Annotated in this window: 11 protein-coding genes and 1 pseudogene; 3 read left to right on the top strand and 9 right to left on the bottom strand. The window is 66.5% G+C overall.

What is annotated here, in order from left to right; genetic code table 11:
• Window positions 1–6: 6 nt before the first annotated feature.
• Window positions 7–876, bottom strand: a complete 870-nt coding sequence (locus ACQ858_RS19340) for a penicillin-binding transpeptidase domain-containing protein (RefSeq protein ID WP_431274191.1) — start codon at window positions 874–876, stop codon at window positions 7–9.
• Between the two features lie 81 nt (window positions 877–957).
• Between ACQ858_RS19340 and ACQ858_RS19335 the strand changes: the two genes are divergently transcribed.
• Entirely contained in the window at window positions 958–2016 is a 1059-nt protein-coding gene (locus tag ACQ858_RS19335) for a DnaJ C-terminal domain-containing protein (protein WP_431274190.1), read from the top strand.
• A gap of 124 nt (window positions 2017–2140) precedes the next feature.
• On the opposite strand, the gene ACQ858_RS19330 is transcribed toward ACQ858_RS19335, so the two are convergent.
• From ACQ858_RS19330 to ACQ858_RS19300, 7 genes and pseudogenes are all read right to left on the bottom strand, one after another.
• Entirely contained in the window at window positions 2141–3388 is a 1248-nt protein-coding gene (locus ACQ858_RS19330) for a phenylacetate--CoA ligase family protein (RefSeq protein WP_431274189.1), read from the bottom strand.
• Window positions 3389–3523: 135 nt separating this feature from the next.
• Window positions 3524–4336 (bottom strand): ABC transporter ATP-binding protein, encoded by an 813-nt coding sequence (locus ACQ858_RS19325; RefSeq protein WP_184530051.1) that lies wholly within the window; start codon window positions 4334–4336, stop codon window positions 3524–3526.
• A 30-nt stretch (window positions 4337–4366) separates the two neighbouring features.
• Entirely contained in the window at window positions 4367–5692 is a 1326-nt protein-coding gene (locus ACQ858_RS19320; protein ID WP_431274188.1) for an ABC transporter substrate-binding protein, read from the bottom strand.
• A gap of 182 nt (window positions 5693–5874) precedes the next feature.
• Complete coding sequence (locus ACQ858_RS19315) at window positions 5875–6939, bottom strand: branched-chain amino acid ABC transporter permease (RefSeq protein ID WP_431274187.1); 1065 nt, start codon at window positions 6937–6939, stop codon at window positions 5875–5877.
• A gap of 134 nt (window positions 6940–7073) precedes the next feature.
• Window positions 7074–8003: a branched-chain amino acid ABC transporter permease gene (locus ACQ858_RS19310; RefSeq protein WP_431274186.1), complete on the bottom strand. Its 930-nt coding sequence runs from the start codon at window positions 8001–8003 to the stop codon at window positions 7074–7076.
• Between the two features lie 330 nt (window positions 8004–8333).
• On the bottom strand, window positions 8334–9119 hold the full coding sequence (locus tag ACQ858_RS19305) for an ABC transporter ATP-binding protein (RefSeq protein ID WP_431274185.1): 786 nt from the start codon (window positions 9117–9119) through the stop codon (window positions 8334–8336).
• Window positions 9116–11075 (bottom strand): annotated as a pseudogene (locus ACQ858_RS19300) (AMP-dependent synthetase/ligase). Before ACQ858_RS19300 ends, ACQ858_RS19305 begins: the two are co-directional and overlap by 4 nt.
• 85 nt (window positions 11076–11160) lie before the next feature.
• Here ACQ858_RS19300 and ACQ858_RS19295 point away from each other — a divergent pair.
• Entirely contained in the window at window positions 11161–11895 is a 735-nt protein-coding gene (locus ACQ858_RS19295) for a Crp/Fnr family transcriptional regulator (RefSeq protein WP_431274184.1), read from the top strand.
• Here the strand turns inward: ACQ858_RS19295 and ACQ858_RS19290 are convergent.
• A complete protein-coding gene (locus ACQ858_RS19290) occupies window positions 11892–12506 on the bottom strand; it encodes an SOS response-associated peptidase family protein (RefSeq protein WP_431274183.1) in 615 nt (204 codons plus the stop codon). The two genes, ACQ858_RS19295 and ACQ858_RS19290, sit on opposite strands and share 4 nt — an antisense overlap.
• A gap of 107 nt (window positions 12507–12613) precedes the next feature.
• Here ACQ858_RS19290 and ACQ858_RS19285 point away from each other — a divergent pair, with 107 nt between their 5' ends.
• Window positions 12614–13372, top strand: a complete 759-nt coding sequence (locus ACQ858_RS19285; RefSeq protein ID WP_431274182.1) for an SDR family NAD(P)-dependent oxidoreductase — start codon at window positions 12614–12616, stop codon at window positions 13370–13372.
• Window positions 13373–13398 lie beyond the last annotated feature (26 nt).

Below are 13398 nucleotides of genomic sequence, written 5' to 3'. Positions count from 1 at the left end.
GCCCGCTCAGTGCGCCGTGTACTCGTTGAGGATGCGCATCACGATCGGCTTCAGGACCCGGCTGCCCGCGGCGCGGTCGTCCGCGCCGGGCACCTGCCGGTCGGTGAGGTTGGCGACGAAGATGTAGTGCTCGCCACTGCCTTCGACGAAGCCGACGAACCAGCCGTCACGCAGCTTGCCCGGCGCCCGGTCGGTGGCGCGCATGCGGTGGCGGCCCGCGCCGGTCTTGCCGTAGATGTCGACGCCGTTCTCGAGCTTGCCGAGCGCCATGTTCTGGCGGGTCTGGTCAATGGCCTCGCGCGAGACGGGGAGCTGGTGCGCGTCCATCGCCTTCAGGAATTCGAGCTGCTCGTAGGCCGAGATCTGCAGGCTGCTGCTCAGCCGGGCATTGGTCAGCCCGTTGTTCTTGCCGATGTCGCCCGTGAAGTCGAGGTTGCCGTACCTGAAGTCGTCGAGGTACTTGCCGATGCGCGCATAGCCCAGCGAAGGCGCAACGTCCTGCGACACCCACACCACCGAATCCTGCATCCAGCTTCGCGGCGTCTGGTCGCGGTTGAGTTCCTGCCGGTCGTATTTCTGGCCGTTCCATTTGAAGACGGTGTGCGGGTCGATGAGCTTCTCGTTGAAGGCCATCAGCGACAACGGCACCTTGAAGGTCGAATCGGGCGCGATACGCTGCTTGCAGCGGCCGCCGGGGTTGTATTCGGCGACGAGCTTCTTCGCGTTCACGTCGTAGAGCAGGAAACAGGCGTCGAAGGCCTTGAAGGTTTCGTTGAAGGCGGGGGCTTGCGGGGCGGCCGTGGCGGTCGTCCACGGGCCGAGCAGGGCGGCCACGATGGCGAGCGAGGAAATGCGGAGTGTCTTCTTGATGTTCATGTTGGCGGCCTGGGGCCTCTGGTCCCGCGCTTCCGGCAGGAAGCGCTCAGGGATAATTCTCGCCGACGCGCGAGGACCAAATTGAGCACGAATAACGCTTTTTCCGAACTGGGACTGGGCTCCGACGCCACCGAGCGAGAAGTCAAGGCCGCCTGGCGGCGGCTCGTGTCGCGGTGGCACCCGGATCGCAACAACAGTGCCGACGCGGTGGCGCGCATGCAGCGCATCAACCGGGCCTTCGAGGAAATCCGCAATGCCGGATTCCGCGCGCAGCCCGAGGCGACAGAGCCGCCGGCACACGAGACCGCCCAACCTCATGCCGAAGAAGATTTCGCGGAGCCTCGGCGCCGCCCCATCCAGCGAAAGATCAAGCTGACCCTCGAGGAGGCCGCGGCAGGTTGTATCAAGGCGTTGCGCGGGCGGATGACGTTGACCTGCGCCACCTGCGATGGCGCAGGGCATCAGGTGCTCGGCGGCAATTGCGCCCAGTGCGGCGGATCGGGCGCGATTCCGAAGCGCAGCTTCTTCGGCTGGCCCGGCGGCATGACCGAATGCGCCGCCTGCCACGGTGGCGGCATCGCGCAGCGCACCTGCCCCGACTGCAACGGCGCCGGCACGCAGACGCGCACCTACCAGCTCAAGGTCCGCATTCCGCCGGGCGTGCGGCAGGGCGATCTGTTGCACGTCGACGGACGCCGCGCGCGCGGGAATCCGCCGCCGGCCGATCTCGAGATCCGCGTCGAGCTGCTTGCGCACGAATTCTTCGAGCTCGACGAGGACGGAACGATCCGCTGCGAGGTCCCGGTCGACGGATTCACGTGGATCGCCAACCGGACGATCGAGGTGCCCACGCTGATGGGCCTGAAACCGGTGGCGCTGCGTCGCGACCGCCTGAGCTACAGCCTGCCCGGGCTGGGCTTCCCGGCGACGCGGCGCGGTGCGAACGCCGACCACATCGTCATCGTGAAGCCCATCTTCCCGGAAGTATTGAGCGCCGAGCAGGAGCACCTGCTCAGCCATCTGATCGCCAGCGCATCGGACGTGGGCGGCGAGCCCACCGACAAGCGGCTGCGCGCGTGGAGCCGCAAGCAGCGCACCTGGGCGCGTGGCGCGGCGCGCGCTTCGAATAAGGAACAGTGACCGCAGGGGCTCGTGCGCGCGGCACGATGCCCGTCACTTCCGACCGCGGGCCTTGTCGTACTTGCGCCAGTACTGGAACTCGTCCTCGTGCACCTCGAACCGGCATTCTGCCGGCCCGGGCCGGTCAACGGTAGGAACGCAGATCCTCGATCACCTTGCCGTCGTTGGGCAGGCTGCCTGACGCGACGAATTCGACGCCGCCGCGCAGCTTGGTCACGTCGCGGATCGCCTCTCCAATGCGCTGTGCGAGCCCCTCCGGCGCATGCGCACATTCGAGTCTCAGCGTCATGCGGTCGTCGGCCATCTCGCCTTCGACCACCAGACGCGCGCGTTGCACTTCCGGAAAGCGCCGCGCGATCTCCGCGACCTGCCCCGGGTGGACGAACATGCCGCGCACCTTCGTCGTCTGGTCGGCGCGGCCGAGCCAACCCTTGATGCGCTTGTTGGTGCGGCCCGTGGGGCAGGGCCCCGGCAGCACCGCCGACAGATCGCCGGTGCCGAAGCGGATCAGCGGGTAGTCCGGATTGAGCGTGGTGACGACGATCTCGCCGACCTCGCCCTCGGGCACCGGGTCGCCTGTGCCCGGACGCACGATCTCCACGATCACGCCTTCGTCGAGCACCAGCCCTTCGCGCGCTGGAGTCTCGTAAGCGATCAGTCCGAGGTCGGCGGTCGCGTAGCACTGCATGCCGGCCACGCCGCGCTCGGCGATCCAGTCGCGCAGGCTCGGAGGAAAGGCTTCGCCCGACACCAGCGCCTTGGTGAGCGAGGGCAGCGCAACACCCTTTTCGGCCGCCTTCTCGATGATGATCTTCAGGAAGCTCGGCGTGCCCGCATAGCCCGCCGGCTTGAGGTCGACGATGGCCTCGACCTGCTGTTCGGTCTGCCCCGTGCCGCCGGCGAAGACGGTGCAGCCGAGCGCGTGCGCACCGCTTTCCATGATCGAGCCGGCCGGCGTCATGTGGTAGCTGAAGCAGTTGTGCACCAGCTCGCCGCCGCGAAAGCCCGCTGCATACAGCGCGCGTGCGGTCCGCCAGTAGTCGCGCGCCTCGCCCTCCGGCTCGTAGATGGTGCCGGGGCTGGCGAACACGCGCGTCATGCGCGAACCGAAGCGGATCGCCGAGAAGCCGCCGAACGGGTCGCTCGCGCGCCGCTCCTTCTGCAGCGCGAGCAGTTCCGACTTGCGCGTGACCGGCAGCTTCGCCAGCGCCTCGCGGCTCGCGACGTCGGCCGGCTTCACGCCATCGAGCAGCTTCGCGAAGGCCGACGTGGCCGTCTGCGCCCGCAGGATCTGCTTCGGCAACGCCGCGAGCAGATCGCGCTCGCGCACTTCGGGGTCACGCACTTCGAGTGCGTCGTAGTAGTCAGTCACGAACTGTTGCTCCCTTTCAAATCCGCTCGGCCAATGCCGGAGAGACCGCGGAACCGGCTTCGCCGGGCCGCTGGTGTCGCCCCCTCGAAGGGGGTGCAGAGCCACACGAAGTGGGCGAGGCTGGGGGTGGTGTCATTACGCCAGCCAACGCTTTCTTCGCTTGTAGCTCTTCACATCCCTGAAGCTCTTCCTGTCGGCGCCGCCGACGCCCAGGTAGAACTCCTTCACATCCTCGTTCTCGCGCAGGCTCTTCGCCTCGCCGTCCATCACGATGCGGCCGTTCTCGAGGATGTAGCCGTAGTCGGCGTAGCGCAGCGCCATGTTGGTGTTCTGCTCGGCCAGCAGGAAGGTCACGCGCTCCTTCTCGTTCAGGTCCTTCACGATGCCGAACACTTCCTCCACGATCTGCGGCGCGAGGCCCATCGAGGGTTCGTCGAGCAGCACCATGCTCGGGTTCGCCATCAGCGCGCGGCCGATCGCGCACATCTGCTGTTCGCCGCCCGAGGTGTAGGCGGCCTGCGAGGTGCGCCGCGTCTTCAGGCGCGGGAAGTAGGCGTAGACCTTCTCCAGCGTCTCGGCCACCGCGGCCTTGCCGTCGGTGCGCGTGTAGGCGCCGGTCATCAGGTTGTCCTCGATCGAGAGGTGCGCGAAGCAGTGCCGGCCTTCCATCACCTGGATCAGGCCGCGCTTGACCAGTTCGGCCGGCGAGAGCGCCTCGATGCGCTCGCCGCGCAGTTCGATCGTGCCCTTGGTCACCGCGCCGCGCTCGCCGGCCAGGAGGTTCGACACCGCGCGCAGCGTGGTCGTCTTACCCGCGCCGTTGCCGCCGAGCAGCGCCACGATGCCGCCTTCGGGCACCGTGAGCGACACGCCCTTCAGCACGAGGATCACGTGGTTGTAGATGACCTCGATGCCGTTGACGTCGAGAAGGACGTTGCGTTCGCTCATGGTGTCTCGAAGTGCTTCAACCGCTGAAGATCAGGCTCCGCAATCCGACGCGTCACGGCGATTGAGCTTCTTCTCCCCGGAGTACTTCTCGCCTGCCGCCTTCACCATCGGCTTGATGATCTGCTCATCGGCCTGGTACCAGTCGGCGCCCACGTTCCACTTGCTGCCGTCCCACGTCTCGATGCGCGCCCAGCTCGAACCCATGTGGTCCTGGCAAGAAGTGCTGATCGGCCGCAGCACGCCCGCGAAGCCCAGCGCGTCGAGCTTCTTCTGGTCGAGTGCGAGGTTCTCCAGGCCCCAGCGCACCTGCTCGCCGGTCATGACCTTGCCCTTGCCGAAGCGCTCCTGCGCGCGCCGCACGGCCTCGATGCCAAGCATCTGGATGATCACGCCGCGCGTGTAGAGCACCGAGCCCACCTCGTCGCGCGGACCCGTGCCCTGGCCCTTGTCGTGCACGTTCTTGAGGATGTCCTGGATCACCTTCGGCTCGGTGCCCGCGGTGTTGAGCGCGAGCGCGTTGTAGCCCTTGGCATTGGCCCCGACGTCCTTCACGTCGGGTTCGGCGCCGGCCCACCACACGCCGTACATCTTCTCGCGCGGGTAGCCGGTGGCGACCGCTTCCTTGAGCGCGGTCGAATTCATCACGCCCCAGCCCCACAGAAGCACGTAGTCGGGCCGCTGCTGACGCACCTGGAGCCAGGCCGACTTCTGCTCGATGCCCGGCGCGGCGACCGGGATCAGCGTGAGTTCGAAGCCGTTCATCTTCGCGCGCTCCTGCAGGAGCGGGATCGGCTCCTTGCCGAACGGCGAGTCGTGGTAGACCAGCGTGATCTTCTTGCCCTTGAGCTTGTCCGCGCCGCCTTCCTTCTTCGCGATGTGCTGGATCAGGATGTCGGCGGCGGTCCAATAGCTGCCCATCAGCGGGAAGTTCCACTTGAACACATTGCCGTCCTGCGAGGCCGAGAGGCCGTAGCCCAGCGTGAGGAGCGGGATCTTGTCGGCTGGCGCCTTGTCGGTGAGGGCAAAGGTGATGCCTGTGGCCTGCGGATCGATCAGCGTCGCGCCCTTGTCCTTCAGGCGCTCGTAGCATTCGACGCCCTTGTCGGTGGCGTAGCCGGTCTCGCACTCTTCATAGCTGATCTTCACGCCGTTGATGCCGCCGCTCGCGTTGATCAGCTTGATGTAGTCCTGCTTGCCGTTGGCCCACGGCGTGCCGTTCGGCGCGTAGGGGCCGGTGCGGTAGACCAGCAGCGGGAAGAACTGCTCCTTGGCCTGCGCCTGCACGAGCGAGGGCGCGAGCGATGCACCGACGGTGGTGGCCATCACTGCGGCCAGAGCGAGCGATTTCAGTTTCATGCCAGTCTCCTTGATATGGGCACGCAGGCGTGCAGGTTGAAATAGGGGCACACATTGATCGAAGCCGCGCGTTGCAGCGCGCCGCCAGAAGCACCGCGGAACCGGCTTTGCCGGGCCGCTGGTGCTGCCCCTGCAAGGGGTGGAGAGCGACACGAAGTGCGCGAGCCTGGGGGTGTGCATAGCTAGTGCGGGAAGGGCCAGAGGCGCAGCTTTTCCTTTGCCGTCGACCACAGTCTTGCGAGACCGTGCGGTTCGACGATCAGGAAGAACACGATCAGCGCGCCGAAGATCATGAATTCGAGATGCGACTGGAACGCGGTCGAGATCGACAGCCCGAACCACCCCGGCAGGTTGTTGAGCAGGATCGGCAGCAGCACGATGAAGGCGGCGCCGAAGAAGCTGCCCATGACCGAGCCCAGTCCGCCGATGATCACCATGAAGAGCAATTGGAACGAGCGGTCGATGTTGAACGCGGCCGGCTCCCAGGTGCCCAGGTGCACGAAGCCCCACAGCGCGCCTGCCACGCCGACGATGAAGGAGCTCACCGCGAAGGCCGAGAGCTTGGCGTACACCGGCCGGATGCCGATGACGGCCGCCGCCACGTCCATGTCGCGCATCGCCATCCATTCGCGGCCGATGGCGCCGCGTACGAGGTTCTTCGCGAGCAGCGCGAAGACGGCCAGCAGCGTCAGGCACAGCAGGTACTTCTGTTCGGCCGTTTCGACCGGAAGGCCGAACAGGTTGAGCCCGGACACCGACACCGAGCCCGACGAAGAGTTGTTCGTCAGCCAGTTGATGCGCAGGAACGCCCAATCGATGAAGAACTGCGCGGCCAAGGTCGCGACCGCGAGATACAAGCCCTTGATGCGCAGGCTCGGAACGCCGAACAGCACGCCGACCGCGGTCGAGCACAGCCCGCCGAGCAGCAGCGAGAAGATCAGCGGCATGCCCTCGATGCGCACGTGGAAGTTGTAGGCCGCGTACGCGCCCACCGCCATGAACGCGCCGGTGCCCAGAGAGATCTGTCCGCAGTAGCCCACGAGGATGTTGAGCCCGAGCGCCGCGAGCGACAGGATCAGGAACGGAATCAGGATCGCGCGGAACCAGTAGTCCGACGCGATCGCCGGCACCACCGCGAAGGCGACGACCAAGAGCGCGAGGATCGCGAAGCGGTCCTGCCGGATCGGGAAGATCTGCTGGTCGGCCCGATACGTCGACTTGAACTGGCCGTTTTCCCTATAGAGCATCGAGGCACTCCGTCATGCTTGCTGCGAGAGCCAGGAATCCCGCGGAACCGGCTTTGCCGGGCCGCTGGGATTGCCCCCTGCAAGGGGGTGTCCGAACCACACGAAGTGGGTGAGGCTGGGGGTGAGCAACATATCTATACCCGATCGATGATTTTTTCGCCGAAGAGACCTTGAGGGCGAACGAGAAGGAAGACCAGCGCGAGCACGTACGCGAACCAGATCTCGATGCCGCCACCAAGCATCGGCCCGAGATAGATCTCCGACAGCTTCTCGCCGACGCCGATCAGGAGCCCGCCGACGATCGCACCCGGAATTGAAGTGAGGCCACCGAGGATCACCACCGGCAGCGCCTTCAGCGCCACCAGCGACAGCGAGAACTGCACGCCCAGCTTCGAGCCCCAGATGATCCCGGCCACCAGCGCCGCGAAACCCGCGACCGACCAGACGATCACCCAGATGCGGCTGAGCGGAATGCCGATCGACTGTGCGGCCTGATGGTCATCCGCCACGGCGCGCAGCGCGCGGCCGGTCGAGGTCTTCTGGAAGAAGAGCGCCAGCACCACCACCAGCGCGGCGGCCACCAGCGCGGCGATCAGATCTTCCTGGCTCAGCAGCAGTCCGCCCTCGAAGATGTTCTCGAGCACCATCAGCGGGTCCTTGGGCATGCCGACGTCGATCTTGTAGATGTCGTTGCCGAAGATCGACTGGCCGAGTCCGTCGAGGAAATACGCAATGCCCAGCGTTGCCATGAGCAGCGTGATGCCTTCCTGGTTGACCAGCTTGCCGAGCACCAGCCGTTCGATGAGCCATGCCACCGCGATCATCACCGCCATCGCCGCGAAGAAGGCCAGCAGGTTCGCGAGGATCTGGTTGTCGAAGCCCAGCCACTTCGGAATCCATTCCGAGAAGCGCGCCATCGCGAGCGCCGCGAACAGCACCATCGCGCCCTGCGCGAAGTTGAAGACGCCCGAGGCCTTGTAGATCAGCACGAAGCCGATCGCGATCAGCGAATACAGCATGCCGACCATCAGGCCGCCGAACAGGGTTTCGAGGAAGAAGCCCATTTCAGTGCTCCGTTGCGGCGGTTGGAGAAAACTGTGATGCGTCGGGGGCGCGTGGCGAGGACGCAGGGTGGTCCCCTCCGCGAATGTCCCCCGGCTTCGCCTCCTCCTTTATTTCGCTGCGGGGACCACCCTGCATCCTCGCCACGGGAAACGGTGCGCTGTGCCGGTCGATCAACAACTGCCGTGACGGAGCGCGACGATGGTGCGCTCTGCGCAGCGAAGTAAAGGAGGAGGCCGAAGGCCGGGGGACATGAGCGGAGCAGAGCACACCGTCGGCGCGATCCCGCCCCCACCCGTCGAACCCGCAATTGATGGAAGCGATCGTCATCCCTAGTGCTCCGTTCCAAGATACGCCCGGATCACATCCGGATTGCTGCGCACTTCATTCGGCGTCCCGTCGCCGATCTTCTTGCCGTAGTCGAGCACCACCACGCGGTCGGAGATGTCCATCACCACGCCCATGTCGTGCTCGATCAGCACGATGGTGGTGCCGAACTCGTCGTTCACGTCGAGGATGAAGCGGCTCATGTCCTGCTTCTCCTCGACATTCATGCCGGCCATCGGCTCGTCCAGCAGCAGCACCTGCGGCTCCATCGCGAGCGCGCGGCCGAGGTCCACGCGCTTCTGCAGGCCGTAGGGCAGGCGGCCCACCGGGGTCTTGCGGTGCAACTGGATCTCGAGGAAATCGATGATGTGCTCGACGAACTCGCGATGCGCAAGCTCCTCGCGCTCGGCCGGTCTCCAGCGCAGCGCCTGTGCGAGCAGGCCGCTCTTCATCTTGAGGTTGCGGCCCGTCATGATGTTGTCGAGCACGCTCATGCCCTTGAACAGCGCGAGGTTCTGGAAGGTGCGCGCCACGCCCATCTCGGCGACCTGCCGCGAGTTCATGTGCTTGAAGTGCTGGCCGCGAAAGGTGATCGAGCCCTGCTGCGGCTGGTAGACGCCGTTGATGCAGTTGAGCATCGAGCTCTTGCCTGCGCCGTTCGGGCCGATGATCGCTCGCACTTCATGCTCGCGCACGTTGAAGCTGATGTCGGTCAGCGCCTTCACGCCGCCGAAGCTGAGCGAAATGTTCTGGACGTCGAGGATGACGTCGCCGATTCTTCTGCTGCTCATGCGGCCGCCTTCATCGGTGCGAAGCGTTTGGCATCGACGACCTTCAGCGTCGCGCTGACGCTGCCGGTCCGCCCGTCCTCGAACTTCACCTGCGTCTCGATGAACTGCTCTTTCTTGCCGCCGTAGAGTGCATCGACCAGCGCCGCGTACTTGCCGGCGATAAAGCCGCGCCGGACCTTGCGGGTGCGGGTGAGTTCGTCGTCATCGGGGTCGAGCTCCTTGTGCAGCACGAGGAAGCGCGCGATCTGCGTGTCCGCCATGCCTTCCTCGGCCGCGAGATCGGCGTTGACCTGCGCGATGCAGTCGGCCACCAGCGCCAGCACCTCCGGCTTGCCCGCGAGATCGACGTAGCCGCCGTACGGCAGCCCGCGCCGCTCGGCCCAGTTGCCCACGGCCTCGTAGTCGATGTTGATGAAGGCGCAGACCTCGTCGCGCTCGTGGCCGAAGCACACCGCCTCCTTGATCTGCGGGAAGAACTTGAGCTTGTTCTCGATGTAGTTGGGTGCGAACATCGCACCGGCCGTCGCACCCTGCGGCGCGGCCATGCGGCCCACGTCCTTCGCGCGGTCGATGATGCGCAGGTGCCCTTCGGCATCGAGCACGCCCGCGTCGCCGGTGTGGAAGTAGCCCTCGGCGTCGAGCACCTCGGCCGTGGCGTCGGGCCGCTTGTAGTACTCCTTGAGCACCGAGACGCCGCGCACCAGCACTTCGCCGTCGGGCGCGATCTTGAGTTCGATCCCCGGCGCCGCGCTGCCCACGGTCTGGAGCTTGACCTTGCCGTCCTGCTGCAGGCACACGTAGGCGCAGGTCTCGGTCTGGCCGTAGAACTGCTTGAGGTTGACGCCGATCGAGCGGTAGAAGCGGAACAGGTCCGGCCCGATCGCCGCGCCCGCGGTGTAGGCCACGCGGATGCGGCTCATGCCCAGCACGTTGCGCAGCGGGCCGTAGATCAGAAGGTCGCCGAGCTTGTAGAGCAGCCGGTCGCCGAGGCTCACCTGCGCGCCGTTGAGGATGTCCGCGCCCACGCGCCGTGCGAGCGCCATGAACTTCGCATACAGCCAGCGCTTGGGCGCGGCCGCGTCTTCCATGCGGATCGACACTGCGGTGAGCAGACCCTCGAAGGTGCGCGGCGGGCCGAAGTAGTAGCTCGGGCCGATCTCGCGCATGTCGTTCATGACCGTCTCGGCCGACTCCGGGCAGTTGAGCGTGAAGCCGCCCACCAGCCACTGCGCCACCGAGAAGAGATGGTCGCCGACCCAGGCCATCGGCAGGTAGCTCATGATGTTGTCGCCGGGGCCGAGCTTGTCGGTTTCCACCCCCGCGTCCTGCCGCGATGAAGCTCGCATGCGTCTGGCACACGCCCTTGGGGCGGCCGGTGGTGCCCGAGGTGTAGAGGATCACGGCCACGTCGGTCGGTTCGCCGGAAGCGACGGAGGCCTCGAAGACGCCGGGATGCGCCGCGTCCCACGCACGGCCGAGCTCGCAGAGCTTCTCGTAGCCCATCAGTCCGGGCTGGTCGTAGTTGCGCAATCCACGCGGATCGTCGTAGACGATATGGCGGATCGCAGGGCGGGCCTCGCGGCACTCGAGCAGCTTGTCCACCTGCTCCTGGTCCTCGGCGATCACGAACTCGATCGAGGCGTCCTCCAGCATGAAGACCATCTCGCCCGCCACCGCATCCTGGTAGAGCGGCACCGGCACGCCGCGCAGGCTCTGCGCCGCGACCATCGCCATGTAGAGATGCGGCCGGTTGGCGCCGACGATCGCGAGGTTGTCGCCGGCCTTGAAGCCCAGGCTCGCGAGCCCGCAGGCGATCTCGCGCACGTCGCACGCGACCTGCGACCAGGTCCAGGTCTGCCAGATGCCGAGGTCCTTCTCGCGCATGGCCGGCGCGTCAGGCTGCCGCTGGGCATGGCCTTGCAGCAAACGGGGAAAGGTGTTGGCTGTGGTCTGCACGATGGGGCGGACTGTAGAACCAACTTTGACGCCAACTTGTCGTTACGACGACAATCCTAGGGACACTACTCCCCGGAGTTTCCCGATGCCTCCTGGCAAGGAAAGTGGCGCCTCCACGTTGCGCGATCGCGTGCGCCCGGCCAGCGCCGAAGAGCTCGAAAACATTCCCTGGATGCAGACGCTCACGCCGGTCGAACGGCGCCGCGCCGAGTCCGCGGTGGTCGTCGGCGAGGCCGAGCCGGGCGATCTCGTCTGCCGCATCGGCCGGCCGCCGACCTACTGGTTCGGCGTGGTCGAAGGCCTGCTCAAGATGAGCAACGACAACGCCGACGGCACCTCGATGACCTACAGCGGCCTGCCGCCGGGCGGCTGGTTCGGCGAAGGCACGGCGCTCAAGCGCGAACCCTACCGCTACAACATCCAGGCGCTGCGACGCAGCGTGGTCGCGGGGCTGCCGGTGGACGACTTCCACTGGCTGCTCGACCATTCGATCGGATTCAACCGCTTCGTGATGAACCAGCTCAACGAGCGCCTCGGCCAGTTCATCGCGGCGCGCGAGGCGGACCGGCTCAACAACCCCGATGCGCGGGTGGCGCGCAATCTGGCGGCGCTGTTCAATCCGGTGCTGTTTCCCGGCGTCGGCGAACTGCTGCGCATCACGCAGCAGGAACTGGCCTATCTCATCGGCCTGTCCCGCCAGCGGGTGAACGAAGCCCTTCGCACGCTGCAGGCGCAGGGCGCGATCCGTGTCGAGTACGGAGGGCTCCGGGTGCTCGATCTCGCGGCGCTGCGCATGAACGGGATGAGCGGCAGGTCCTAGCGCGGCAGGACTTCGCGCACCAGTTTGTCGTCGGCGTAGGGCCGCAGATACGCGGCGGTTTCCTCGACGGGGCAGTGGATCCAGTCGTCGATCCAGGCGTCGCGCAGGATCGCGACGCGGCGCTGTTCAGGGCGCCCGGGCATGCCGAAGGTCAGCAGCGCGAAGCTTTCGACGCAATCGCCATTCGGTGCGCGCCAGCCGTTCCACAGGCCCGCCAGCGCGAGCGGCTCGCCGTCGGAGCGCGACACCCGCACTGTCGAACCGGCTTCCTCGCCATGCTGGAAGAGCGCATCCGCAAGGATCACGCAGCGATGGCCGCGCCTCCACGGCTGGTAGAAATTGCGTTCGGCGGCGGCGGTTTCGCTCCGTGCCTCGAAGGTCTCCTGGTCCTGTCCGTCCTTCGAGAAGAGCGGGATCAAGCCCCAGCGACCGGGTGCGACCTCGAAGCGTTCGAGCTGGGCTTTGCTGCCGGTCTCGGCGTCGGCGCGCGGCCGGCGTACGAAGTGGCCCTGCTGCCCGGGATGCACCGCCGACGATTGCGGCTGGAAGGAAATACCGAAGCGCCGCGCGAAATGGCTGGGATCGCTCGCTGCTTGGTAGTGCGTGGGCATGTTCTGTTCAAGAAAGCGCGCCGATTCTAGTCAGCGCCCGTCTCCGCGCCGATACCATCGCAAGCGCGGCAAATCCCGTCCGCAAGATGTTTCTCACGAAATCCGCCATGACTTCTTCGCATCTCACCGTCATCACCGGCGCATCCCGCGGTCTGGGCCGCGCCATGGCCGAGCAGCTTCTGCAACCGGGCCGGCGCCTCTTGTGCATCTCGCGTCACAGCGACGACCAGCTCGCGGTGCTGGCCCGCGAAGCGGGCGCCGATCTGGCGCAGTGGCAGCTCGATCTCGCGGAGCCGGTGGCCGCCGCCGAGCGGCTTTCGGCATGGCTTGCAACACTCGATGCCGCGTCCTTCGACAGCGCCACCCTGATCAACAACGCCGGCACCGTGGGGCGCATTCGCCCGTTGTCCGAAGCAGTGCCTGCCGAACTGTCGCAGGCACTGCGCGTCGGGCTGGAGTCGGCCATGCTTCTGACCGCGGCGTTCCTCGGCGCGACCAAGGGCTGGCGCGCTGATCGCAAGGTGCTCAACATCTCTTCGGGCCTCGGCCGCAATGCGATGGGAAGCCGGGCGCCCTACTGTGCCGCGAAGGCCGGCATGGATCATTTCTCGCGCGCTGTCGCTCTGGAAGAAAAAGGCCCCGGTGCCGCGAGGATCGTGTCGCTCGCGCCGGGCGTGATCGATACCGACATGCAGGTGGAACTGCGGGGTGGCGACCCGGACATGTTCCCGGACCGCGTGCGCTTCGAGCGCCTCAAGGCTGATGGAAAGCTCGACTCGCCGCAATCCGCCGCGGCCAAGGTCCTGAAGTACCTGGACCGCGCGGACTTCGGCAGCAACCCCGTCGCCGACGTCCGAGAGGTCTAAAGCCGAGCGGCCGGCGAAGCCAGGCC

The organism is Variovorax ureilyticus (assembly GCF_050632185.1).
GTDB lineage: Bacteria > Pseudomonadota > Gammaproteobacteria > Burkholderiales > Burkholderiaceae_C > Variovorax > Variovorax ureilyticus_A.
The sequence above is the reverse complement of the archived record's forward strand: the minus strand, read 5'-3'. Positions and strand labels throughout refer to the sequence as shown.